Genomic DNA, 25620 nt, shown 5'->3' on the forward strand with positions numbered 1-25620 from the left:
AAGGCAAGGGTCGCCGCCCTTGCCTTGTCTCGCACTATCCTCCCCTCATTACGCCTGTGATGGACCCGCGACCAGACCTTCGGCCTCTGTCGGCGTCGCATTCATCATCCGGTTGAGCCAGGGCACCATCAGCCCCATCACTACCGCAATCAGCAGGGTCGCCATCCCGATCTTGCCAAATACGCCGGTGTAAATGGGCAAAGTTTGCAGCGGATCCGTCATCCCTTGCGGCACGGCGGTAAAGGTCGCCACATAGCCACCCAGCAGGGATGCCATCGCCTGAGTCAGGAACCACATTCCGAGAATGAAGCCCATCAACCGTTGTGGCACCAGCGCGGCGACCATCGCCAGCCCCAGCGCACTGATCATCAGCTCGCCCAGACTCTGGAACAGGTAGATAAGCACCATAAACCAGGGGGAGGTCAGCCCCTGCTCATCGGCAAACCACCAGCCGGATGCCGCCGCCGTCAGAAAGCCCAGCGAGCAGAAGAACATCCCGAGGGTGAACTTGAGCGGCATGGTGAGATCCCGCCCCTTGCTGCCCATCCGGGTATAGATCATCGCGAGTACCGGGCTACCCACCACCACCCAGAATGGGTTGAGCGCCTGGAAGCTGATTGGGTTGACGCTCATGCCCAGCATCTCGTGGTGCATGTTGTTGATGGCAAAGAAGTTCAGAGACGTCGGCATCTGGGCATACAGCACGTAGAAGAGCACCGCCTCCAGCATCAGCACGAAGGCCACATACATCTTGTTGCGGCCCACGGTGTCAAGCTTGAACGCCTCACGAAAGAAGAAGATCACCACGGCGATGGTCACCGTCATCAGCACCATGTTGGCGATCACCACGTGGTGCATCAGCCAGGCGCAGAAGAAGACCATGGCTACCGAGCCCAATATAACCAGCAGCAGCTTGCTGTAATCGAGCGGCAGGTGATCCGGCGCGGAGCCAATATCCTTGACCATATTGCGGCAGGCAAAGAAGGTAAGCAGCGCAATAATCAGCCCCACCCCGCACAGGTTATAGGTCACGGTATAGCCGTAGTGTTCGGCAATTACCGGCGCGAGCGAGAGGGAAATAAGGGAGCCGATATTGATCGACATATAAAACAGGGTAAAAGCCCCATCCAGCCGCGGATCTTTTGGCTGGTAGCATTTTGACAGCAGGCTGGCCGGATTGGCCTTGAACAGGCAGTTACCGACCGCAATGGTGCCCAGCGCATAGAAAATCAGGTCGGGATTGTAGATCGACAGACCGGTCATAAAGTAGCCTATCACCAGCACTACGGCCCCCAGCACCATGGTGCGCTTGGTGCCGAGAACATGGTCACCGACATAGCCACCGACCGAAATCAGGCCATATACCAGCGCCGAGAAGGCACCGAAGGTAATAAAGGATTGCTCTTGGGAAAATCCCAGTTGTTGCACAAAGAAGACCGCCAATACCCCCTGCACGCCGTAATAACCGAAGCGCTCCCAGAGTTCGACGAAAAATATCATAAAGAAGGGTTTGGGTTGTTGTAACAACCCGGTCGGTGCTGTTGCTGGACGCATATCAACCTGCCTTTGCTGAGATTTATTTTTATTAATCTGATGGTGGCTGCCGCACTATTTTTTGCCCGCCATTGCTATAACGGAGAGCACAGTCAGCCTGCCAATCTGGCTATTTTCGGGTGCAAGCGCCCCGTTCGATGAAAGGTGTTTTTCATCTAGCCGGTTTCAATTACGGGTTATCGGGGGATGGTGAGTGGCGTCTCCCAGTACAGTTACCGGCTCCGGGTTCTACCTTTGCTGCATCCCTTCACTCAAGCCGGTTTATCAACCTTGATGCTTATTCCTCTCTGCTCCGTCACTCATGGCTGGTGGCCAGATAGCCGGGGCATGACACGGCCACAGACGACCTGTGGGGCTGGCTCACGCCGCGCTCTACTGACAGTCACCTACGCAGGCGCTATCTAACCCCGCCATTCCAAGGGGTGTCATGCTATATCACTGCAAATACAGGAACTTAATGGTCGATCACACTTTAAAAGTGACCATTAGTGAAGTTTTCTAATGAAACCACATGAATTTTTTTCGTGAAAAGAGCTTCACTCGAGACGTGCAACCAAGGCTAATCTGTGCATAAAGAGAGTTGAATGGCACACAGTTGAACCCGAACTCGGCACTTAAGTCGTGCAAAAGCCCACTCATCCGGGCGATACGACAACAAAAAGCCGGAGCAGATGGCTCCGGCTGCTCGATGGGCACCGTCACGGCCACATTAGCGTGGCGATTCGTCGTTGTAGAGCCGCCGGATCTCGTTGCGCAGCCACATCACCTTGGCATCCTGATTGTGCCGTTTGTGCCACAGCAGGATGAAGGCGATCTCCAGCTGGGCGTAGAGCTTCTCGGGGAGCGGCAGCGGCATGGCGATCAGATTGTCGTGATGCCGACTGGCATAACCACCACAGTAAGAGGGCGCCACCGCAATCAGCTCGTGGCTCGACTGGGAGGCAATATGCAGCGCCTGCTCGAAGCTGGAGACCATGATGGGCACCTCCCGCTTCAGCCCCTCGTCCTCCAGCAGACTGTCGAGGGCCCAGGTATCGTTCGCTTCCCACACCATGCTGATCTGGGGGCAGGCCAAAAAATTCTCCAGCGACCACTTCTGCTGGAGCAAGGGGTGATCCTTGCGCAGGAACACCACCGGGCGATCGGTGAACAGCACCTCGTGATCGATGTAATAAGGCAAGCGGTTGACCTTGGCCAGGGAGCGGCCATGGGTCTCGCGGGCGCAGAAGCCGAGATCCGCATCGCCATTGACGATGTCGTTGAGGGAGTGGTGATCCCACCCCAGCATCCTGACCACCGAGTTGGGGTACTTCTGGTAGATGGTCATGGGCAGATCGCTCAGGAAGCTGATGTAGAAGGGGGACTCCATCACTAGGGTGAAGCGGGCACCATCGGGGATCGCCTCGCTATTGAGCGAGGTGATGTTGTCAGTGAGCTGGAACCAGACCTTCAGCTCCTCCTCCAGGGTCAGGGAGAGGTTGGTGGGCTGCAACCCCTGCCGTACCCGTACAAACAGGGGATCGTCAAACCACTCCCGCAATTTGGCCAAAGACTTGCTCACCGCCGACGGAGTGACACAGAGCTTTTTCGCCGCCCCTGCCACACTGCGCTCCTGCATCAGGTACTTGAATACCACCAGCAGGTTCAAATCGAGTTCACCCAGATTGCGCATATCCCCTCTCATCTTCCATCAGCCCTGCGACCGCGCTTCACGAAGCGCGAGCCATGGTAACAGCCCTTTGACAGCCAGGTAACTGAGCAGTGCCAGCAGCAGAGCGCAGATCAGCATCTCGGACGGAGTAAAGCCAAGTTGGCCCAGCAGCCAGATATAGAGGCCGGAGAGGCTGATCTGCATGATGCAGAGCACGGCGCTGGCAAAGGCCACGTTATGCTGACAACCATCGAGCGCCTCCCCCATCGCTACCCCGAAGCCACAGGAGAAGCCGACACAGACCAGCGCAAACCCCGGCAGCAAAAGATGGATATCGCCCCCCGCCTGCCAGCTGCCGATCAGTGAGCACGCCGCCAGCAGATAGGAGAGATGAGACACCGCCAGCACCTTCTGTTTGCCCAGCCAGCGCAACAGCAGGGGCATCAGAAAGGAGGTGGACATACTCACGCCGGCCATCACCATCATCACGATGGAGTACTGCTCGGTAGTGAAGCCAAACTCCTTCATCAGGATCAGCGGCGAGACGCTGACATAGACCAGAATGGCGGTCACGCTGGCACTGGTCAGCAGGGAGAGCAACATAAAGCGCGGGGAGCGCAGCAGGGCAAAGGGTTGCCCCGCGCTACTCCCCGGTTGCCGCGCCGGGCGGGTCTCCTTGAGCAGCAGCAGGTTGACAAGACCGCTGACAGCCGCCACCAGCGCCATCGCCACGAAGATCCCGCGCCAGTCAAAATGGGACAGAATTAGGTAACCGAGCACCGGCGCCAGCACCGGGATCACGCAGATCACCCCGTTGATCATCGAGAGCGCCATCGCCAGCCGCTCCTGACTCAGCACATCCCGCAGCACGGTAAAGGTCATGATATAGAGCGCCCCCGCCCCGACTCCCTGCCAGAAACGGCCGAAATAGAACTGGCCAATCTCCTCCGCATTGCCTGCCACCAGCGAGGCGAGGACAAAGATCAGCGCCCCCCCGAGCACCACCCAGCGCCGCCCGTAGCGATCGGCAATCATCCCGCCCAGCAGCACGGTGGCCGCCATACCGAACAGATAGATAGAGAAGGCGGTGTGGATCTGCGCCTCGCTCGCCTGCAAGGCATCGGCAATCTGGGGCACAGCGACCAGATAGAGATCGATCCCGACCGGATAGAGGATGATCATCAGAAAGGCGCACAGCAAAAAAGTTCTCATGGAGGCTCCGTAACAGAAATCTGGCCCCTGTTCGGCCAAAAGCGCGACAAACAGCAGGCAAACTGGTGACTATGCGGAGCACTATAGGAGGGGGCTACCACCACACCTAGTGAAGAGATGGCGATCTATACATTCCAAAATGGAAATATTGTTTCTATCGGTGTGCTATTCAGGCAACTAGATGGACAAGCCGCCGGGCAGAAGAGCACCGTGAGCTGAGTAAAAATAAACGCGATAAAAAGTGCACCGGGTACAATCCCGGCGCACTCGCTTGCGGTAAAACGCAGCCCCCGTGATTAGTCGGCCAGCTTGCTCAAAATGGCGTAGGCCGCCTTGATCCGGGCATCATTGGGATAGTTGCGGTTGGCCAGCATGACGATGCCAATCCCCTTGGCCGGGACAAAGGCAACATAGGCACCAAAGCCGTTGGTCGATCCCGTCTTGTTGTAGAGCCGCGGCTCCCCCATATCTTTGGGCGCGGCAAAGCGTTCCACCGGATTGGCCTTGAAGCTCACTGCCGGCGAGTTGCCCGCCAGCAGTGCCTGCTCGGTGACGGGATAGGCATAACTCTCCCAGCCCAGCCCCTGAGTCATCTCTCCTACCGAGAAGAAACCGGTATGAGTCATGGCAATGGCCTGCTGCATGGTTACATCACCGCGTTTGGTCATGTTGGCCTCGACAAACTTGATGAAATCCGCCGAGCTGGTCTTGATGCCATAGGCCTCGTCCGCCAGCACTCCCGGATTGACCCGGATCGATTTGTCCTCTTTGGAGTAGCCATAGGCGTAATCACCCATGGCTGCCGCAGGCACCTTGAGGTAGGTGTGGGCAAGGCCGAGCCCCGGCAACAGAGTCTGGCTCATCAGTTGCTCGAAGGGTTGGCCCAGAGAGCTCGCAGCCAGATAGCCGAACAGACCTATGCTGGGGTTGGAGTACTCCCGTTTGGTACCGGCGGCAAAGCGCGGCGTCCACTGGCGGTAGTAGGCTTGCATCTTCTCTGCCGAGTCGACCGCATCGGGGAACTGCAGTGGCAAGCCACCTGCACTGTAGGTGGCAAGATCGGCCATGGTCACACCATCAAAGGCAGACCCTTTCAGCCAGGGCGCGTGCAGGCTCACCTTGTCATCCAGCTTGAAGCCCCCCTTGACCACGGCGTAGGCACCGAGGGTCGCGGTCAGGGTCTTGCTGACCGAGCCGATTTCAAACAGGGTCTGCTCGCTGACGCGCTGACCGCTCTCCCGGTTGGCAACGCCATAGTTGAAATAGTGGGTCTTGCCATCTTTCAGTACGGCAACCGCCATTCCCGGGATCCGGTACTCCTTGAGCACCGGCTGAATGGTGCCATCCACTATTGTGCTCAGGGATACCTCACCGGCAGCATAGGAGAGCGAAGATGACAATGAAGAGAACAGCAGGGTGGCCAGCGTTAATAGGGAAGTCGTGGTTCGTGATTGCATTGGGTTATTCTCGTGGCAAATGAAATTGGGATTAGCATAAACAAGATGTATGTGCCCACGATGAAACTGTGTGAAGTCTCGGTGAAGTGAGCATCGCTTACCGCTCGATGAGCCCTTACTCTGCTCGCTGGCGTATAAGCTGTTGGGGCCAAGGAAAGAAACGGAGGCGCAGGTGAGATCACAAGAACAGATCACGACCGTACTGGGGACACTGGAGCAAGTCATTCTGGGCAAGCCGCTACAGCTGAAAATCGCGCTGGTGACCCTGCTGGCGCGCGGTCATCTGCTGATCGAAGATCTGCCCGGCATGGGCAAAACCACCCTGGCCCACGCCCTGGCGCAGGTGCTGGGGCTGGCATGCAGGCGGATGCAGTTCACCGCCGATCTGCTCCCCGCCGACCTGCTGGGGCTTCAGATTTTTGACCCCCAGCAACAAACATTTCGCTTTCACCCCGGCCCCATCTTCACCCAGGTTCTACTGGCGGACGAGATCAACCGCGCCAGCCCCAAAGTACAGAGCGCCCTGCTGGAGGCGATGGCCGAAGGCAAGGTGAGCATCGAGGGCCACACGCACCCACTCCCCGATCCGTTTTTCGTCATCGCCACCCAGAATCCGGCGGATCAGGCGGGCACCTATCCACTGCCGGAGTCCCAACTCGACCGATTCGCCGTGCGACTCTCGCTGGGTTTTCCGCCGCGAGAAGCGGAGCGCCAGCTACTGCGCGGCCACCAGCCGACTGGCCCTTTGCCCGCCATGCTGGATGCCGCCGGACTCGCCACCTTGCAAAGCGAAGGGGATGCCATCCATGTTTCCGATGCCACCCTCGATTACCTGCTGGCGCTGGTGCACCAGAGCCGCTTTGATGGGGATCTGCCACAGCCCCTCTCCCCCCGAGCAGCCCAGACCTTGCTGGCGGTGAGCCGGACCTGGGCGCTGGTTGCGGGGCGGCGCTTTGTCACGGTAGAGGATGTGCAGGCGGTCTTCCCCTATGTGGCCGAGCATCGGCTGCGGGGCAGCTTTGGCGTACAGCACGGCGAAGCCTGTCCCCTGAGCCAGCGATTGCTGGCCAGGGTCGATCCGGACAATCCATGATGAGCAAATTGCTAAACCGTTGGCAGCAGTGGCGAGCCCGCTGGCAGCGACGCTGGCTCGATCGCCGCATTCCCCCGGCCCGCCAGATCACGCTGGCTACCCGCAGCCTCTTTATCCTCCCCACCCGCATGGGGCTGCTCTATCTGCTGGTGCTGCTCGTCATCTATCTGCTCGGCACCAACTACCAGAACAATCTGGTACTGCTGGTGGCCTACTGCCTCGGCAGCCTGTTTATGGCCGCCATGTGGCTTACCCACCGCAACCTGTTGGGGCTGGAACTGCTGGGTGGCCAGCTGGTACTGGGGGAAGCGGGTAGCCAGCTACCTATCCGTATCTTGGTGCAGAGCCCTCGCCCGGTGCAGGCGCTCCGGTTTAGCCTCAACGAAGGTACCCTCTGGCTGGCACAGGCCGACGCTGTGCCCAGCACAGTTATCCTGCCAGTATCGGGCTCGCGCCGTGGGCCACTGCCCCTTGGCCGATTGCGGGTCGAGAGCCGCTACCCCCTCGGTCTGTTTCGCTGCTGGTCCCTGCTGGACTTGCAGTTGGAGGGCTGGCTCGCCCCCAAACCGGCGTTCGGGGCGCTAAGAGGGGAACATGCGACCGAAAGCGAGGGGCATCAGGGCCAGCCCGCTCCGGCCACTCTCGGTGACTTTGACTCTCTGCGGACACATCAGGCCGGTGAACCACTGAGCCGGGTCGCTTGGAAGCAACTTGCCCAAGGGCGCGGCCTGCTGACCAAGCAGTTCCATGAACCGCAGCAGGATGAGACTCACCTCACCTTGCAGCGGGTCGCGGGCGGGGATCTGGAGCAGCGGCTGGCGGTGCTGGCCTGGTGGTGCGCCGATTACGGCAAGCGGGGCATCCCCTTTACCCTGACACTGGCAAACCAGACGCTGGGGCCCGATAGCGGCGCCGCCTTTGTGCAGCGCTGCCTGCTGGCACTGGCCCAATTCGATGCAACACCACCGAAGATCACGCCAGATGCTGCTCGATAACCGCCGCCTGCTGCCACTCATCGCCCTGCAACAGCTGCTGCTGGTCGCGGCGCTCTGGCCCCAGTTGCAACTCTGGGTAGTGGCAGTGGGCGCCATCACTCTCGGCGTCCGGGCCATGATGCTGTGGCGCGGCTTGCCGCCCCTGCCTGCCCGCTGGTTGGCGCTGCTGGCCATCACAACCGTGGTGTTGCTGGGGTTGCAGTGGCGCACATTGGGCACCCTGCCCGCCCTGATCAATCTGCTCTGGCTCGGCTATAGCCTCAAGATGATCGAGGTACGGCGCGAGCGGGATATCGAGCAGGTGCTGCTGCTCGCCTTCTTCCTCATCGCGCTGGCGCTGGTACAACGCCAAAGCATCGGCTGGACAGCCGGGATGGCAGTGGCACTCTGGCTGGCAGTGACCGCGCTGGTGACCGCCGTCGTCCCCGAGCAGAAACGGCCTTGGCGCAGTGCGGGGAGCGCCCTGCTGCTGGCGCTGCCCTTGCTTATCACCCTGTTTATACTACTGCCAAGGCTGCCGCCCCTCTGGCAGATGCCCACCACCAGCCGTGCCCTGTCCGGCCTCTCGGAAGAGCTGGCCCCCGGCGATATCAGCGAACTGGTCAACTCCTCGGAACTGGCGTTTCGGGTCAGCTTTGCCGATGGCCCGCCCCCTGTCCGCGAGCGCTATTTTCCGGTGATGCGCCAAGAAGTTTTCGATGGTCAGCGCTGGTTGCTGAGCCCCGAGGTCAAAGCATGGCAGCAGACAGTGCCGGTGCAGACCGGGCTGACCCTTCTGGCATCATCTTCACGGGCAAGCAATCAGCTGGCAGATAGTCCATTACCCGCCGGGAGCTACGAGGTGATCGCCGAGCCCCAGCGCCACCGCTGGGCCTTTGCCCAAAGTGAACCGACTATTCTGACTGGACCAGTGCTGCTCACCCCCATTCACACCCTCTATCGGCAGGGGAGCGGCGAGGTGGCAATCCGCTATCGCATTGGCCGCGGCGAAGCGCAGCCAGAGAATGATAGCCAAGCCGCTCAGCGCAACCTGCAACTGCCAGCCGGAGGCAACCCGAGAGCGCGCGTCCATGGCCAAGTGCTGGCTGTGCGCTATCCGGATCGCGCAGAGCTGGTCGCCGCCCTGCTAGCGCAGTTTCGCAGCCAATCCTATTACTACACCCTGACACCGCCACGACTTGGCGGTGACGGGGTGGATGAGTTCCTGTTCGATACTCGGCGCGGCTTTTGCGGCCACTACGCCATGGCGACCGCTTTCGTGCTGCGCGCCGCCGGTATTCCGGCACGGCTGGTCACCGGTTATCTCGGCGGTGAGTGGAATCCCAGAGGCAACTATCTGGCGGTACACCAGTTCGATGCTCACGCCTGGGTGGAGTATCTCGATGAAGGAGGAACATGGCGGCGAATCGACCCCACTGCGGCAGTGGCACCGGAGCGCATTGAAGGCGGCGTGAGGGAGGCGCTGAGCGACGAGTTTACCGCCGCCGACCCTCTCGCTCTGCAGCGTTATCGCAACTGGGCCCTGCTCAATCAGCTGCGCTGGTGGGGCAACAATATCGACTACCAGTGGAGTCGCTGGGTGATTGGTTACGATGCGGGCCAGCTCTGGCAGCAAATCGGTCTGCGCTGGCCTGCACTGGCGGGATACACTCCCTGGTTGATCCTCGCCAGCCTGATGCTGGTCGCCCTGCTGGTGAGCTTGCCCCTGCTGTTGCCCGCCCGTCTGCCGCCAGAGCGGCGCATCTGGCAACCCCTGCTCAAACGGGGCAAACGCAGCGGCTATTCCCCAGAGCCTGCCGAGAGCATGGGAGCATGGTGCGAGCGGCTGGCGCGGCTGCGCCCCGACCTTGCCCATCCCCTGCTAAAGAGTGCGTGGCTCTATCGCCGCTGGCGTTATGCCCTCCTCAACGACCGGCAACAAAGGCGCTGCTGGCGCCAGTTGCGACGGCGTGTCAGACAGCTCGCCCAGCGCTGGGATCAACAGCCAACGAGTGCGCCATAAAAGAAGGGGGAGCCACCGGCTCCCCCTTCAGGTTTTCATCAAGAGGTTTGATTCACCGCTTGTTATTTTTTGGTCGGATTGTCCCAAATTCCCTCTTCCAGCTGGGAGCGGATCTCCGGGTACTTGTTGGCATCAAAGGTGGGCACCTTGCCCAGCTTGAGCTGGTCGTTGTAATCCTTCGCCAGCTTGATGGCGACGCCGGAGAGCAGCAGGATCGCCACCAGGTTGACGATGGCCATCAGTCCCATGGAAACATCCGCCATGGCCCAGACAGTGGGTAACTCGCCCACAGAGCCGAACATCACCATACCCAGCACAAACATCCGGAACAGCATCAGGCCGCCCTTGTGGTTGTGCTCGAGGAACACCAGATTGGTTTCGGCATAGGAGTAGTTGGCCACGATAGAGGTGAAGGCGAAGAAGAAGATGGCTGCCGCGATAAAGATGTTGCCACCGCTGCCAATCTGGGAAGAGAGCGCACGCTGGGTCAGCTCGACACCGGTCACACCGGAGCCCGGCTCAAACTGACCTGACATCAGGATGATGGCGGCGGTACAGCTACAGATTACGATGGTGTCCATAAAGACCCCCAGCATCTGCACATAACCCTGGGAGGCCGGGTGCGGCGGATAGGGAGTGGCTGTCGCTGCAGCGTTGGGCGCAGAGCCCATGCCCGCTTCGTTGGAGAAGAGACCACGCTTGATACCGTTGATCATCGCCTGGGAGATGGCATAACCGAGCGCACCCGAGCCAGCCTGCTCAATCCCGAAGGCGGACTTGATGATCAGCATGAAGACATGGGGCAACTCGGTGATGTTCATCGCCACGATCACCAGCGCCAGCAGGATGTAGGCCAGCGCCATAAAGGGCACCACCAGCTCGGCAAAACGGGCGATACCACGAATGCCGCCGAAGATAATCAGGCCGGAGAGCACCACCAGCGCCAGACCGCTGACCCAGTCAGGAATGCCAAACGCCACCTTCATCGCCAGACTGATGGAGTTGGCCTGCACCGCGTTGAACACCAGACCAAACGCCAGGATCAGGCAGAGCGAGAAGACCACCCCCATCCAGCGCATGCCAAGGCCTTTCTCCATGTAGTAGGCCGGGCCACCACGGTAGTTGCCATCCTCATCCTTGACCTTGTAGAGCTGGGCCAGGGTGCTTTCGACGAAGGCGGTCGCCATGCCGATAAAGGCAATCAGCCACATCCAGAAGATGGCGCCGGGGCCACCCAGATAGATAGCGACAGCCACACCGGCCAGGTTGCCGGTGCCGACTCGGGCGGCAAGGCTGGTACAGAGGGCCTGGAAGGAGGAGATGCCTGCGTTGTCCGATTTACGGCTGTTTTTCAGCACGGAAAACATGTGGCCAAAGTGACGGATCTGGATAAAACCCAGGCGGAAGGTGAAAAAGATCCCGACCCCGATGAGCAGGTAGATGAGCACGGCTCCCCACATCAGGTCGTTTAGCATCGCAATCAAGGTGTCCATAATTCTCTCGTTGTTATTCACATCCATGGCCAGTCTGCGCTGACCGTTTTCTGTCTGTCGTTTAATTAGCGTTTCGCTAAAGGGGCGGAATCTAGCACAGCGGGAGAGCCCGGAATAGTGATCCCGGTCACGCGAGACACAAAAAACGAACGGTAAAAGCCCATAAAGCTCCATTTAAATCGCAAACTTTCAACAAACTCAATAATTCAATCAGACAGGCCACCATTAAGCCCCATAAGAGAACCATTTTGATATATCCCTGATGAGCTATCCGGAAACGCAAACGCTTGCATGAAATGGCTTTCAAACGGCGATATTTCGCCAAACGTTTTCGCTGTAATTAAATTTCAAGTGCGTAGCGAGATAATTTATGTGATCGACGACACAAATATGGATATTGGCTAAAAAAGTTCAGCTGAAAGCAAACCGGCGCGAGGTCAGGATGAAATGTAAAAAACCTTACTAATCATATAGTTTCACGCCATAAAGCGGGATAACTCAACAGCCTGAATGTTTAACAACCAAGCGCCCCTATTGCAGGATGCAGCACATCAGTATTAATTAGGCAGGCAATGACGATGGGCCGCCCCCATCGCGCTTTTCTGAGCCTGAGGCACCAAGATCCTGTAATTTTATTTCAGAACCACCGTCTCAAGCCCGCAACCCAGGGATTACTCCCTCATTAAGAGATGATATTCGCTATGGCCGATAAATTAACCCAGCTGAAAGCCCTGACCACTGTTGTTGCCGACACCGGTGATATCGAAGCTATCAAACGCTATCAGCCCATCGATGCCACCACCAACCCCTCTCTGGTTCTGAAGGCCTCCGAGATCCCCGAGTACGCTCCGCTGATCGAAGACGCCATCAACTGGGCCAAAGCCCAGAGCCAGGACAAGGCACAGCAAATCATCGACGCGGGCGACAAGCTGGCCGTCAACATCGGTCTGGAAGTGCTGAAGATCGTTCCGGGCCGCATCTCTACCGAAGTGGATGCCCGTCTCTCCTTCGATACCGAAGCCAGCATCGCCAAGGCCCGCAAGCTGATCCGTCTTTACAACGAAGCGGGTATCAGCAACGACCGCATTCTGATCAAGCTGGCCTCCACCTGGGAAGGGATCCGTGCCGCCGAGGTACTGGAGAAAGAGGGTATCCAGTGCAACCTGACCCTGCTGTTCTCCTTCGCCCAGGCCCGTGCCTGTGCCGAAGCCGGTGCCTTCCTGATCTCCCCGTTCGTGGGTCGTATCCTCGACTGGTACAAGGCCAAAAATGGCCGTGACTACACCGCCAGCGAAGATCCGGGCGTGGTCTCCGTCACCTCCATCTACAACTACTACAAGCAGCACGACTACCCGACCGTGGTGATGGGCGCCAGCTTCCGCAATACTGGCGAGATCCTGGAACTGGCTGGTTGCGACCGCCTGACCATTGGCCCAGCCCTGCTGGAAGAGCTGAGCAAGACCGAAGGCGCCGTGGTACGCAAACTGGACTACACCGGTGAGCGCAAGGCCAAACCGACTCCCATGACCGAAGCCGAATTCCGCTGGGAACTGAACCAGGACGCCATGGCGCACGAGAAGCTGGGCGAAGGCATCCGCATGTTCGCCATCGACCAGGGCAAGCTGGAAACCATGCTGGCAAGCCGCCTGTAATCGGTTCTTTTTTCTGATAAAAACCGGGCCCCCACCAAGGGGCCCGGTTTTTTTTCATGGGCTTTTTTAGCGCTGTCATAGAGTCGTCACGAAAACGTTTTAATTTCAGATTCGTTATGTTATACGGGTGGTGAAAACGAGAAAAACCAAGGAGGGAGCCATGGAAATGTTCAACTTCGATTATGACGAGGTGGTTGAACTCGGTTCGCGTAGCCGCGGGACAACGGGAAAAAAACGTAAATGGCGTGAAATCGAGGCGTTGAAAGACAAACATCGCCTGCAGAAGGAACTGCAATCCATCGATATCGCCTATGAAGGTCTTACAGACGAGATTGAACTGTAATACCGCCAGACACCTGTAAAGCGCTCCGCATAGTCGGGGCGCTTTTTTATGCCGCTATCGGATGATCAAGCGGCTTGTCATGCCACCGCTAACGATGCCACAGGATGCAGCGGGCAGGCGACAGACAACGCGTTGCCGCAGTCCCTGACAGCCATCACCAATAACATGGCATACCAACCCCGCCTCTCACCCGCGAAGACTGAGCTGTGCCGTTTCAGGGCGCGTTGGGGCAATCACCGCAAGACAGGTCTTCAGCAATAAAAAACCCCCGTCGCTGACGGGGGCCTGAATACTCGGGGCTGACGGCTGCGCTTAGCAGTAGCCATAGCCCAGCAGACGCTGGTAGCGCTGCTCCAGCAGTTGCTCGGTATCGAGCGGACGCAAGGCGTCCAGATCCTGCTTGATGCGAGCCTTGAGGTTTTTGGCCATCTTCTCCACATCGCGGTGGGCACCGCCGAGGGGCTCGTCGATCACGTGGTCGATCAGCTTGAGCTCTTTCAGACGCTGGGCTGTGATCCCCATCGCTTCGGCAGCCACGGAGGCCTTGTCAGCGCTCTTCCACAGGATGGAGGCACACCCTTCCGGCGAGATGACGGAGTAGGTGGAGTACTGCAGCATGTTGACGCGGTCACCCACGCCAATGGCAAGCGCACCACCGGAGCCACCCTCACCGATCACGGTGCAGACCACCGGCACGGTCAGACCGGCCATCACTTTCAGGTTGCGGGCAATCGCTTCGGACTGGCCACGCTCTTCGGCACCGACGCCGGGGTAAGCGCCCGGGGTGTCAATAAAGGTGATGATCGGCATCTTGAAGCGCTCGGCCATCTCCATCAGACGCAGGGCCTTGCGGTACCCTTCCGGACGCGGCATGCCGAAGTTGCGCTTGATCTTCTCTTTGGTCTCGCGACCCTTCTGATGACCAATCACCATCACCGGCTCACCGTCGAGACGGGCGATGCCGCCGACGATAGCCTTGTCATCGGCATAGGCGCGATCGCCAGCCAACTCGTCGAAATCGGTGAAGATATGCTCGATATAGTCAAAGGTGTAGGGGCGCTGGGGATGACGCGCCATCTGGGATACCTGCCAGGCCCCCAGATCACCGAAGATCTTCTTGGTCAGCTCTTCGTTTTTCTTCTCCAGCCGGCGGATCTCGTCTTTCAGATCCACGGCGTGATTGCCTTCACTCACATGTTTGAGTTCATCAATCTGCGCCTGCAACTCGGCAATCGGCTGTTCAAAATCCAGAAAAAGACTCATAGGGCCTTAGAACCTCTAATCAAAAACCAATTCAACCCGCTCTCGTCCAAGCAGGACTCGCAAGTCATCTATCAGTTGATCGGTGGGCGTCACCCGCCACTCGGTACCGAGCGTCAATCGCACCCGGGAGCCGGGGCGACGATAGTTTACCTGAACCGGACAGACTCCGGCACGGGCGGGCTCCAAAATCTCGCACAAACGCGGGAAAAAGCGATCATCAATCCGCTGTTCATCGAGGGAGATGCGGATTGCTCTGGCAAAACGCTCCCTCGCATCGTTGATATCCAGTAATTCTCGAGCCGACATTTTAAGGCCACCAGAGAAGTCATCAAAGCTGACCTGTCCAGAAACCACCAAAATGCGGTCTTTTTGCATCAATTCTTCATATTTTTCCAGCGCTTCACTGAACAGGGTCACATCGAGGCGACCGGAACGGTCATCCAGAGTGAAGATCCCCATCTTGTTGCCACGCTTGGTCACCATGCTGCGGGCCGCAATCACCAGCCCCGCCGCCGTGGTTACGGTATCGCGGGAGGTGGGATGCAGATCGCACAGGCGACCCGAGGTATAACGACGCAATTCGCTGCTGTACTGGTTGATGGGGTGGCCGGTGAGATAGAGTCCGAGGGTCTCGCGCTCCCCTTCCAGCCATACCTTGTCAGGCCAGTGCGGCACGTTGGCAAACGCCTTCTTGACGTCGTCAATCTCTTCGGTGAGCACGCCGAACATGTCGACCTGCCCCACCGCCTGCGCCTTGGCGTGCTGCTCGGCGGCACGCATCGCCTCCTCCAGCGTTGCCATCAGGGCGGCGCGGTGGGGGCCGAGCCGATCCATGGCGCCGGAGAGGATCAGCTTCTCCATCACCCGCTTGTTGAGCTTCTTGATGTCGACCCGGTTACAGAAGTCGAACAGATCGCGGAACGGGCCGTCCTGATCCCGGGCGCTCAAGATCGCATCGATGGGGCCTTCACCGACCCCTTTCACCGCCCCGATCCCGTAGACGATATGGCCATCTTCGTTGACCGAGAAGCGATAGCGGCCGGTGTTCACATCCGGCGGGATCACGGTGAGCCCCATCCGCTGGCACTCATCCACCAGGGTCACTATCTTGTCGGTGTTGTCCATATCGGCGGTCATGACCGCCGCCATGAACTCGGCCGGGAAGTGGGTCTTGAGCCAGAGGGTCTGGTAGGAGACCAACGCATAGGCGGCAGAGTGGGATTTGTTGAAGCCGTAGCCCGCAAACTTCTCCACCAGATCGAAGATCTTCATCGCCAGTTCGCCGTCGACGCCATTCTTGACGGCCCCCTCCTCGAAACCGGCTCGCTGCTTGGCCATCTCCTCGGGCTTTTTCTTACCCATCGCCCGGCGCAGCATATCCGCGCCACCCAGCGTATAACCCGCCAGGGTCTGGGCGATCTGCATCACCTGCTCCTGATAGAGGATGATGCCGTAGGTCGGTTCCAGAATCGGTTTCAGGCTCTCGTGCTGCCACTTCTCGTCCGGATAGGAGATCGCTTCATTACCGTGTTTGCGGTCGATGAAGTTATCCACCATGCCTGACTGGAGCGGGCCCGGTCGAAACAGGGCCACCAGTGCGATCATATCTTCGAAGCAGTCGGGACGCAGCCGCTTGATGAGATCCTTCATACCGCGAGATTCCAGCTGGAATACCGCGGTGGTCTCGTAGCGCTGCAGCAAGTCGAACGACTTCTTGTCATCGATGGGGATGGCGGCGATATCGACCGGCGGCTTGCCCTCTTTGGCAAGACGCGGGTTTATCATACCGAGCGCCCAGTCGATGATGGTGAGAGTGCGCAGACCCAGGAAGTCGAACTTCACCAGACCGGCGTATTCCACATCGTTCTTGTCGAACTGGGTGACCGGGTGATGGCCTTCGTCATCGCAGTAGAGCGGCGCAAAGTCGGTAATCTTGGTGGGTGCGATCACCACGCCACCGGCGTGTTTACCGGCGTTGCGCACCACCCCTTCGAGACGGCGAGCCATGTCGATGAGGTCTTTGACCTCCTCATCCTGTTCGTAGAGCTCGGGCAGCTTGGGCTCAGCCTCGAATGCCTTGGCAAGCGTCATGCCCGGATCCGGCGGGATCAGCTTGGAGATACGATCCACAAAGCCGTAGGCGTGACCCAGCACCCGGCCCACGTCCCGCACTACTGCCTTGGCCGCCATGCTACCGAAGGTGATGATCTGGGAGACCGCATCCCGGCCATACATGTCGGAGACGTGCTCGATCACCTCGTCGCGTCGGTCCATGCAGAAGTCGACGTCGAAGTCGGGCATGGATACCCGCTCGGGGTTCAGGAAACGTTCGAACAGCAGGTCAAATTCCAGCGGGTCGAGGTCAGTGATCTTGAGGGCGTAGGCCACCAGAGAGCCCGCACCCGAGCCCCGGCCCGGGCCAACGGGGATGCCGTTGTCCTTGGACCACTGGATAAACTCCATCACGATGAGGAAGTAACCCGGGAAGCCCATCTGGTTGATCACTTTCAGCTCGACATCGAGGCGCTCGTCATACTCGGGACGGCGCTCGGCCCGCACTTGCGGATCCGGGAACAGAAACTCGAGACGCTCCTCCAGACCCTCTTTCGACTTGGCTACCAGAAAATCTTCGGTAGTCATGTCACCGGTCGGGAAGTTGGGCAGGAAATATTCGCCAAGACGCACCGTCACGTTGCAGCGCTTGGCGATCTCCACCGTGTTTTCCAGTGCTTCGGGGATATCGGCAAACAGCTCCGCCATCTCCTCCTGACTGCGCAGGTACTGCTGGGGGCTGTAGCGACGGGGACGGCGTTTGTCCATCAGGGTATAGCCATCGTGGATGGCAACCCGGATCTCGTGGGCATCGAAGTCATCGGCGTTGAGGAACACCACCTCGTTGGTGGCGACCACTGGCAGCTCGAACTCGGTGGCGATGGCCACCGCCATGTGCAGGTAGACCTCTTCGTCGGGTCGACCGGTACGCAGCAGTTCGAGGTAGTAGGCATCGGGGAAGTGGGTCTGATAGAAGGCGACGCACTGCTCGGTCATCTGCCGGTTGCCCTTGAGCAGGAACTTGCCCACATCCCCCTCGCGCCCGCCGGAGAGGACGATCACCCCCTTGGCATGCTCGGCGAGCCAGCTCTTGTCGATAACCGGACGCCCCTGCACGTGGCCGCGCTGGTAACCGCGGGAAATAAGCAGGGTGATGTTCTGGTAGCCGTCGTTATCCATGGCGAGCAGGGTGAGACGGAACTGCTCGTCGCCGAGCTCATCGCTCTGCACCCAGAAGTCGGCACCGACGATGGGTTTGATCCCCTTGCCGTGGGCTGCGCCATAGAAGCGCACCAGACCACACATGTTCATCTGATCGGTCAGCGCCAGCGCCGGCATGTTGTTGGCCGCCGCCGCCCCGACGATGGGGTTGATCTTCTGCAGGCCATCGACCATGGAGAAGTCGGAGTGGACTCGCAGGTGGATAAAACGGGGGTCAGCCATCGTCATCTCCTCTCGCTGCTCAAACTAAATGGCATGGTCTACTCGATCCCCAATGCGCGGCGCACCGGTTTGAAGCTCTTGCGATACTCCGGCAACGGGCCGCGCTCGGCCAGAATGGCGAGATGCTCCGCAGTCGGATAGCCCTTGTGGCGGGCAAAACCATATTCGGGATGACGGCTGTCCAGCTCGGTCATCTCGGCGTCCCGGGTCACCTTGGCGAGGATCGAGGCGGCGCTGATGGCGGCCACCAGGCTATCGCCCTTGACCACGGCACGCGCCTCCATCGGCAAACTTGGACAGCGGTTGCCATCGATGAAGACCAGCTCGGGGATGACCTTCAATCCCGCCACGGCGCGCTGCATCGCCAGCATGGTGGCATGCAGGATGTTGAGCTCGTCGATCTCCTCCGGAGTGGCGCGACCGATGGCCCAGGCGAGCGCTTTCTCTTTGATCTCGTCAAACAGCGCCAGCCGCTTCTTCTCGGAGAGCTTCTTGGAGTCGTTGAGCCCCGCGATTGGCTTGGCGGGATCGAGAATGACCGCAGCGGTGACCACGTCACCCACCAGGGGGCCACGACCCACTTCGTCCACACCGGCAACCAGCTTGTCGTCAGGAATATCGATCATCATCTTGTAGCCTTGAATCAAAACAGGCCCCGTGGGGCCTGACAGAGGTCGACTGGCGCAGCACTACCGCTCGAAAAGGATGAACGGGTAGCGCGGCGCAATCGACGGTCCGAAATAGCGTTATCTGCCGAGCAGATCCGCCACCGCATCGGCGGCCTGCGAGTCGGCATTGCAGCGGATCAGCTGGTGCAGCTCGGTGAAGGTGTTGACCAGCGCACTGTTGTCGTGCTCGAAGTACTTGCTCACCTCTTCCACCAGATTCTCCGGGGTGCACTCGTGCTGGATGAGTTCCGGCACCAGCATGCGACCGGCCAGCAGGTTGGGCAGAGAGACAAATTCGGTCTTCACCAGTCGCTGGGCCAGCCAATAGCTGAAGGGCTTGAGCTTGTAGCCCACCACCATCGGCTTTTTCACCAGCATGGCTTCGAGCGCTGCGGTGCCAGAGGCCAGCATCACCACGTCGGCGGCGATCATCGCCTCGCGGCCCTGCCCTTCCAGCAGCACCATGTCGAGACCCGGCGCTACCTCGGCCTTGATGGCCATAAACTGCTCACGCCGTTTCTGGTTGACCAGCGGAACGATGAAGCCGAGATCCGGATAGCGCACCGTCAGGTGTTTGCACGCCTCGAGAAACAGGGGGGACATAAAGCCCACTTCTGCGGTGCGGCTGCCCGGCAGCACCGCCAGCCAGCGGCGATTGGCATCGATACCGAGATTGCGACGCACGGCGGCCTGATCCGGCACCAATGGAATATCGTCCGCCATGGTATGACCGACAAAACGGCAAGGGGCGTCGAAGCGGTCGTAGAAGGCTTTCTCGAACGGCAGGAAGGCGAGCACCATGTCGGTAGCGGCCTTGATCTTGTGAATGCGGTTCTGGCGCCAGGCCCACACAGAGGGGCTGACATAGTGAACCGTCTTGATACCGGCGCGGCGCAGTTTCAGCTCCACTCCGATATTGAAATCCGGTGCATCCACGCCGATGAAGATATCGGGCGGATTGGCAATAAAGTGGCGCAACAGTTCGCGACGGACCTTGAGGATGCGCGGCAGACGGCCCAGCACCTCGGTGATCCCCATGACGGAGAGCTCTTCCATCTCGAACAGGGCCTTGACGCCGAGGGCCTGCATCCGCGGCCCGGCGATCCCTTCGAACTGCGCATCCGGGTAGCGGGCTTGCAGCTCGCGCACCAGACCGGCAGCCAGAATGTCGCCGGAGACTTCTCCGGCGACGATACCGATACGAACCGGATCAGGCACGGATGATCCCGCGCTCGTTATCTTTGAGGAAGTCCACATAGAGTTGGACGGCCGGTTCGGCTTGCGCCATCTCGATCAGCACCGGCAGCACCTCTTCGATGGTCTTGCCGGAGCGGAAGATCTCTTTGTAGGCACGCTTGACGGCAGAGATGGCCTCGGCGCTGAAACCGCGGCGACGCAGACCTTCAGAGTTGACCCCGAACGGCTTGGCGTAGTTGCCAGCAGCCATCACGTAAGGCGGCACGTCCTTGTTCAGGGCGGCGCAGCCACCGACGAAGGCGTGGGAGCCGACGCGGCCGAACTGGTGAATGGCGGAGAGACCACCAAAGATCACGAAGTCACCGATCACCACGTGGCCCGCCAGGGTCGCGTTGTTGGCGAAGATGCAGTTGTCACCGATGATGCAGTCGTGGGCAACGTGAACGTTGACCATGAACAGGTTGCCGCTGCCCACCTTGGTCAGGGATTGATCCTGAATGGTGCCACGGTGGAAGGTGCAGTTCTCGCGAATGACGTTGTTGTCGCCAATCTCGAGGAAGGTGCGCTCACCGGCGTACTTTTTGTCCTGGCAATCCTCACCGATGGAGGTGTGCTGGAAGATCTTGTTGCCGCGACCAATCTTGGTCGGGCCCTTGATCACCACATGGGAACCTACCCAGGTGTTGTCACCGATTTCCACCTCGGCGCCGATGACAGAAAAGGGGCCGATTTCAACCCCTTTACCGATCACGGCAGACTCATGGACGATGGCAGTATCGTGAATGATGGCAGTCTGGTCGATCACGTGTGTTAAACCTCGCGTTTGGCGCACATCAGCTCGGCGGTACAGACCACTTCACCGTCGACGGTGGCGACACCGGTGAACTTGGCAATACCGCGACGCTCTTTCAGGAACTCCACGTCGAGCACCAGTTGGTCACCGGGGCCGACCGGGCGCTTGAAGCGAGCGTTGTCGATTGAGGCAAAATAGTAGAGTTCGTTGGGAGACGGCTTGCCCACCATGGTAAAGGCCAGGATACCGGTGGCCTGTGCCATCGCTTCCAGGATCAGTACGCCCGGGAACACCGGCTTGGCCGGGAAGTGCCCCTGGAAGATCGGCTCGTTGAACGAGACGTTCTTGATGGCGCGCAGGGTTTTGCGCTCATCGCTGATCTCGTAGTCGTCTACACGATCCACCATCAGAAACGGATAACGGTGGGGCAGCAGATCCATGATTTCCTGGATACCCAGGCTCTTCTTTTCAGTAGTCAAAACAGTACCCTATACCAATCGTGATTATTCTTGATCCAGCTTCTTCTCAAGCTTGCTTAACCGCTTGTGCATCTCTTCGATACGCATCACCCGGGCGGCGGTCTTGCGCCACTCTTTATTGGTTTGCAGAGGGATGCCGGAAGAGTAGACACCGGGCTCGGTAATGGGTCGCATCACCATGGCCATACCGGTAACGGTGGCCTGGTCGCAGATCTCCATATGCCCGTTAAAGACGGAAGCGCCGCCAATGATACAGTATTTGCCGACCTTGAGACTACCAGCCATCACGGTAGAGCCCGCCACGGCGGTGCCGTAACCGATCTCCACGTTGTGGGCGATCTGGCACTGGTTGTCGATGATGACGTTGTCAGCGATGCGGGTATCTTCCAGCGCACCGCGGTCAATGGTGGTACAGGCACCGATCTCGACCCGGTTGCCAATGGTCACACCGCCGAGCTGGGGGATCTTGATCCACTCGCCACGCTCGTTGGCATAACCGAAACCATCGGCGCCGATCACTGTGCCGGATTGAACCAGACAGTCGGTGCCCATGGTCACATTGTGATAGAGGGTGACGTTGGCCCACAGCCGGGAGCGCGCTCCCAGCCGAGTATTTTTGCCAACAAAACAGCCCGGGCCAATGCGTACATCGTCACCCAGCACGACGCCGGATTCGATCACTGCATTGGCGCCGATGGCCACTCTCTCGCCCAGTTGCACGTCAGCCGCGATAACGGCGCTCGGATGAATATCCGTGGCCGGCTGCGGGGTGGTGTCCAGCAGTTGGGCTACCCGGGCAAAGCCCACATAGGGGTCTTTGAGCACCAGGGCATTGGTGGGACAAAATGGCAGATCCGCTTCTGTAATGAGCACGGCGGTCGCCTTGCTCTGCTCCAGATAGTGCCGGTACTTCTTGTTGGACAGGAAGGTGATATCCCCCTCCCCGGCCTTTTCCAGTGTCGCTACCTTGCGGATTTCCAGGGTTCCGTCGCCATGGACCTGGGCCCCCAGTTGCTGGGCCAGCTGTGCGAGAGTGAATGCCATCAATTAGTTGCTCTTGCTTACCTGAGAAATAACCTGGCCGGAGATGTCCAGCTTGCTGGCGGCATACGGGGCGGCATTGCGCTCCAGCACCAGATCGTAACCATTGCTCTTGGCGATGGAATCGATGGCAGCCTGCACCTTGGTCAGGATCTTGTTGCGCTCTTCGGACTGACGGCGGCCGTTGTCCTGCTCAAATGCTTGACGCTTCTGGTTGAACTCCATCTGCAGCTTGGCCAGCTTCTCCTGGTTCTGCTTTTTCTGCTCGGCGCTCATGAAGGCTTCATCCTTGCGGAACTTCTCGACCAACTTCTGGCCTTCCTGTTCCAGCTTCTGCAGCTCACGCATGCGCGGCTCGAATTCACCTTTCAGCTTGGCTGCAACGGCTTCACGCTGGGGCAGCTTTTGGAAGACTTCGCCCATGTCGACCACGGCGATCTTGGTCTCAGCGAAGGCAGAACCCATGCCGGCAGCCATCAGTGCAAAGCTCAAACCAGCTACTTTCAACGCTTTATTCACACTTACTCCTTGTTCCCTCATGGCGAGGGCTACCTGATTTACCCGATTATGCAAGCGGCGTTAGGACCGTCTTGTTACCTGGTGAGGCACGCATACCGCGCGTCCCATCATTGAAGACCCCCACCGCATGGGTGGGGGCGAAACTCTGCTTAGAAAGTACGACCGATGTTGAAGGAGAAGACTTCGGTGCGATCCCCTTCGTATTTCTTGATCGGCTTGGCCAAGGCAAACACCAGCGGGCCCATCGGCGAGAGCCACTGCAGGGAGACACCGGCAGAGACCCGGATATTGCCCGGGTTGGAGTAGTCCTGGCTCAGATAGTTGCAATCAGAACCGGCGGCGCAAGGATATGCTCCGTTGGCAAAATCGGTGCTCCAGACGGTACCTGCGTCCATAAAGACGGTGGAACGGATCTGCGGACGATAGGTCTCGGAGACGAACGGGGTCGGGAAGACCAGCTCCAGTGAAGCGACGGCCAGAGCGTTGCCCCCCACCGAGGTGTCGGAACCTTCGTAGTAACCAGTTTCACACGGCTGAGAACCCGTGCAACTGCCAGCACCCGGCTTGTTGTAGGTTTTGTAGATGGCCTTGGGACCAATGGTATTGCTCTTGAAGCCGCGTACTGTATCGAAACCACCGGCATAGTAGTTCTCGAAGAACGGCAGCATGGAGTCATCGCCATAGCCGTTACCGTAGGAGACGCGCCCCTTGCCAATCATCACCCAGTTATGATCCGCATCGAGCGGGAAGTAATGGGCATCTTCAGCGGAGAGCTTGTAGTACTGCAGTTCCATGCCCGGTACAGTCACCTTGGCGTTGACACGCTGGCGGTCACCGGCGGTCGGGAACATCCCCTTGTTCAGGGTGGAGCGGGTCCAGCCAGCGGTGACATCAACGGTCACGAAATCGAGGTTGGAACCATCCTGTGAGTAAGCATTCCAGAACTGATCCATCTGTACCGACTGGCGGTTATCATTCCACTGATCCCAGCAGTAGGTATTGCCATCAGTATCCGGATTGTCCTTCAGACACTCCTGATAGTTCTGGGCATTGAATGACGGACGGCTCAGCTTGGTGCTCTCGATACCGGTACTGAAGTCGAGACGGTTGAACTCATTGACCGGGAAGCCGCTGGAGAGACGGAAACCGATGGTTTCATTCTCGTAATCAACGATATCGGCATCATCGGCGCGGAACTGGTTGTAGTAGACCCGACCACCCAGGCTGACACCATCCACGGTGAAATAGGGGTCGTTGTAGCTCAGGTCAACGTTCTTGGAGTAGTCGTTGGTGCTGGCGTTGATGGAGACCTTTTTACCGGTACCCATAAAGTTGTCCTGGGAGATCCCCGCCTGCAGGCTCAGACCCGATTCGGTGCCGTAACCGATACCGGCGTTGATGGAACCCGCTGGCTGCTCCTTGACCTTGAAGTCGAGGTCAACCAGGTCATCGTTGCCCGGCACCCGCTTGGTGTCCACTTCTACACTCTCGAAATAACCGAGACGGTTGAGACGGCTCTTGGACTGCTCGATGTTGTCGGAGGAGAGCCAGGTGCCTTCCATCTGGCGCATCTCGCGACGCAACACCTGATCTTCGGTGGTTGCGTTACCGCTGAAGTTGATGTTGCGCACATAGACACGAGGGCCCGGCTCAACGTTGACGATCAGCTCAACTTCCTTGGTCTTGTCATTGACCTGCGGGAAGGTGACCACTTTCGGATAGGCATAACCGTAACGGCCGAGGAACTTGGAGAGCACCTCTTCGGTATGAGTCACCTGACTGGCAGAGTAGGTGCTGCCGGCAGCAATCGGGATCAATCCCTTCATCTCGCCACCGCGGTCGATCAGGTCACCCTTGAGCTGGACACCGGAGACCTTGTACTGATCCCCTTCCTTGATGTTGAGGGTGACGTAAACGCCCTTCTTGTCGGGGGTCATGGAGACCTGGGTAGACTCCTGCTGGAAGCGGATATAGCCACGATCCATGTAGTAGGAGCGCAGGGTCTCGATATCACCCGCCAGCTTCTGTTTCTGATAGCGCTGATCGGCGGTGAAGTTCCACCAGGGCACTTCGTCGCGCAGGGAGAGCTGGGCAATCAGTTTCTCTTCCGGGAAGACGCTGTTGCCGACGATGTTGATCTGCTGGATCTTGGCCGCTTCCCCTTCCACGAAGGTGAACTTGAGGTCGACCCGGTTGCGCGGCAACGGGGTGACGATGGCCTTGACCTTGGCGGAGTATTTACCCACGCCATAGTAGAAATCTTCCAGTCCCTTCTCGAGGGAAGTGAGTACGGTGCGATCCAGCGGATCACCCACACGGATACCGGAGGACTCCAGACTCTGGGTCAGTTGCTCCTCTTTGATATCCTTGTTGCCGGCAAACTCGATGCTGGAGATGGTCGGACGCTCCTTGACCATCACCTGCAGCACCTGGCCGTCACGGTAAACCTTCACATCCTCGAAGTTACCCGAGGCGTAGAGCTTTTTGATGGCGCTGGCCAGAGCCACGGAGTCGACGGTATCACCGACCCGGATCGGCAGGTTCAACAGTGCGGCACCCAGGGTCACCCGTTGCAGACCTTCGACCTGGATATCTTGCACCACAAAAGAGGCAGGGGCCGCCTGGGCCAGGAAACTGGCACCCAGCAGGCAACTCAACACCAATGCTTTTTTAACAGCCATTTTGTTCTTATGTGTCCTTGTTGATGCTCTGG

At 58.9% G+C, this 25620-nt stretch carries 19 protein-coding genes; 5 read left to right on the plus strand and 14 right to left on the minus strand.

The genetic code is table 11. The features are described from left to right. Positions 1 to 48: 48 nt before the first annotated feature. The 4 genes from dtpB to ampC form a co-directional block, all read right to left on the minus strand. Positions 49 to 1554, minus strand: coding sequence for a dipeptide/tripeptide permease DtpB (gene dtpB / locus G5229_RS16685; protein ID WP_421209728.1), 1506 nt, complete (start codon positions 1552 to 1554; stop codon positions 49 to 51). A 709-nt stretch (positions 1555 to 2263) separates the two neighbouring features. After that, positions 2264 to 3226 (minus strand): HTH-type transcriptional regulator YidZ, encoded by a 963-nt coding sequence (yidZ, locus tag G5229_RS16690; protein ID WP_216979315.1) that lies wholly within the window; start codon positions 3224 to 3226, stop codon positions 2264 to 2266. Positions 3227 to 3244: 18 nt separating this feature from the next. Continuing rightward, complete coding sequence (locus tag G5229_RS16695) at positions 3245 to 4417, minus strand: MFS transporter (RefSeq protein WP_421209730.1); 1173 nt, start codon at positions 4415 to 4417, stop codon at positions 3245 to 3247. Positions 4418 to 4713: 296 nt separating this feature from the next. After that, positions 4714 to 5874: an FOX/MOX family class C beta-lactamase gene (ampC, locus tag G5229_RS16700; RefSeq protein ID WP_421209732.1), complete on the minus strand. Its 1161-nt coding sequence runs from the start codon at positions 5872 to 5874 to the stop codon at positions 4714 to 4716. A gap of 172 nt (positions 5875 to 6046) precedes the next feature. On the opposite strand from ampC, the gene G5229_RS16705 reads away from it, so the two are divergent. The 3 genes from G5229_RS16705 to G5229_RS16715 are packed head-to-tail and all read left to right on the plus strand — an operon-like array spanning position 6047 to position 9964. Next, positions 6047 to 6967, plus strand: a complete 921-nt coding sequence (locus tag G5229_RS16705) for an AAA family ATPase (RefSeq protein ID WP_201937293.1) — start codon at positions 6047 to 6049, stop codon at positions 6965 to 6967. Beyond that, positions 6967 to 7962 carry a DUF58 domain-containing protein gene (locus G5229_RS16710; RefSeq protein WP_376901510.1) on the plus strand — a complete coding sequence of 332 codons (996 nt, stop codon included), beginning with the start codon at positions 6967 to 6969 and terminating at the stop codon, positions 7960 to 7962. The genes G5229_RS16705 and G5229_RS16710 overlap by 1 nt, the downstream gene beginning before the upstream one ends. Continuing rightward, entirely contained in the window at positions 7949 to 9964 is a 2016-nt protein-coding gene (locus tag G5229_RS16715; protein WP_421209734.1) for a transglutaminaseTgpA domain-containing protein, read from the plus strand. Before G5229_RS16710 ends, G5229_RS16715 begins: the two co-directional genes overlap by 14 nt. Before the next feature lie 62 nt (positions 9965 to 10026). Here G5229_RS16715 and G5229_RS16720 read toward each other — a convergent pair whose 3' ends face one another. Beyond that, complete coding sequence (locus G5229_RS16720; protein ID WP_421209736.1) at positions 10027 to 11457, minus strand: alanine/glycine:cation symporter family protein; 1431 nt, start codon at positions 11455 to 11457, stop codon at positions 10027 to 10029. 701 nt (positions 11458 to 12158) lie between these two features. Between G5229_RS16720 and tal the strand changes: the two genes are divergently transcribed. Both tal and G5229_RS16730 read left to right on the plus strand, forming a co-directional pair. Then, positions 12159 to 13109 (plus strand): transaldolase, encoded by a 951-nt coding sequence (gene tal / locus G5229_RS16725; protein ID WP_005338545.1) that lies wholly within the window; start codon positions 12159 to 12161, stop codon positions 13107 to 13109. Between the two features lie 160 nt (positions 13110 to 13269). Next, positions 13270 to 13452: a DUF3545 family protein gene (locus G5229_RS16730; protein ID WP_005338547.1), complete on the plus strand. Its 183-nt coding sequence runs from the start codon at positions 13270 to 13272 to the stop codon at positions 13450 to 13452. A 312-nt stretch (positions 13453 to 13764) separates the two neighbouring features. Here G5229_RS16730 and accA read toward each other — a convergent pair whose 3' ends face one another. The 9 genes from accA to bamA form a co-directional block, all read right to left on the minus strand. After that, the gene (accA, locus tag G5229_RS16735; RefSeq protein WP_005338549.1) at positions 13765 to 14715 is read right to left on the minus strand and encodes an acetyl-CoA carboxylase carboxyl transferase subunit alpha; all 951 of its coding nucleotides are present in this window, start codon (positions 14713 to 14715) and stop codon (positions 13765 to 13767) included. Between the two features lie 15 nt (positions 14716 to 14730). Then, entirely contained in the window at positions 14731 to 18210 is a 3480-nt protein-coding gene (dnaE, locus tag G5229_RS16740) for a DNA polymerase III subunit alpha (RefSeq protein WP_108539953.1), read from the minus strand. 38 nt (positions 18211 to 18248) lie between these two features. Next, positions 18249 to 18839 carry a ribonuclease HII gene (rnhB, locus tag G5229_RS16745; RefSeq protein WP_421209739.1) on the minus strand — a complete coding sequence of 197 codons (591 nt, stop codon included), beginning with the start codon at positions 18837 to 18839 and terminating at the stop codon, positions 18249 to 18251. A 117-nt stretch (positions 18840 to 18956) separates the two neighbouring features. Then, positions 18957 to 20096, minus strand: a complete 1140-nt coding sequence (gene lpxB / locus G5229_RS16750; protein WP_040098041.1) for a lipid-A-disaccharide synthase — start codon at positions 20094 to 20096, stop codon at positions 18957 to 18959. Beyond that, positions 20089 to 20880 carry an acyl-ACP--UDP-N-acetylglucosamine O-acyltransferase gene (gene lpxA / locus G5229_RS16755; RefSeq protein ID WP_005338557.1) on the minus strand — a complete coding sequence of 264 codons (792 nt, stop codon included), beginning with the start codon at positions 20878 to 20880 and terminating at the stop codon, positions 20089 to 20091. The genes lpxB and lpxA overlap by 8 nt, the downstream gene beginning before the upstream one ends. Positions 20881 to 20885: 5 nt before the next feature. Then, positions 20886 to 21347: a 3-hydroxyacyl-ACP dehydratase FabZ gene (gene fabZ / locus G5229_RS16760; protein ID WP_005338559.1), complete on the minus strand. Its 462-nt coding sequence runs from the start codon at positions 21345 to 21347 to the stop codon at positions 20886 to 20888. A 24-nt stretch (positions 21348 to 21371) separates the two neighbouring features. After that, on the minus strand, positions 21372 to 22391 hold the full coding sequence (gene lpxD, locus G5229_RS16765; protein ID WP_005338561.1) for a UDP-3-O-(3-hydroxymyristoyl)glucosamine N-acyltransferase: 1020 nt from the start codon (positions 22389 to 22391) through the stop codon (positions 21372 to 21374). 3 nt (positions 22392 to 22394) lie between these two features. Further along, a complete protein-coding gene (locus G5229_RS16770) occupies positions 22395 to 22907 on the minus strand; it encodes an OmpH family outer membrane protein (RefSeq protein WP_005338563.1) in 513 nt (170 codons plus the stop codon). A gap of 149 nt (positions 22908 to 23056) precedes the next feature. Continuing rightward, the gene (gene bamA, locus G5229_RS16775; RefSeq protein WP_421209741.1) at positions 23057 to 25588 is read right to left on the minus strand and encodes an outer membrane protein assembly factor BamA; all 2532 of its coding nucleotides are present in this window, start codon (positions 25586 to 25588) and stop codon (positions 23057 to 23059) included. Positions 25589 to 25620 lie beyond the last annotated feature (32 nt).

It is taken from the genome of Aeromonas sp. 602396, from assembly GCF_049173735.1.
Lineage (GTDB): Bacteria > Pseudomonadota > Gammaproteobacteria > Enterobacterales > Aeromonadaceae > Aeromonas > Aeromonas veronii_A.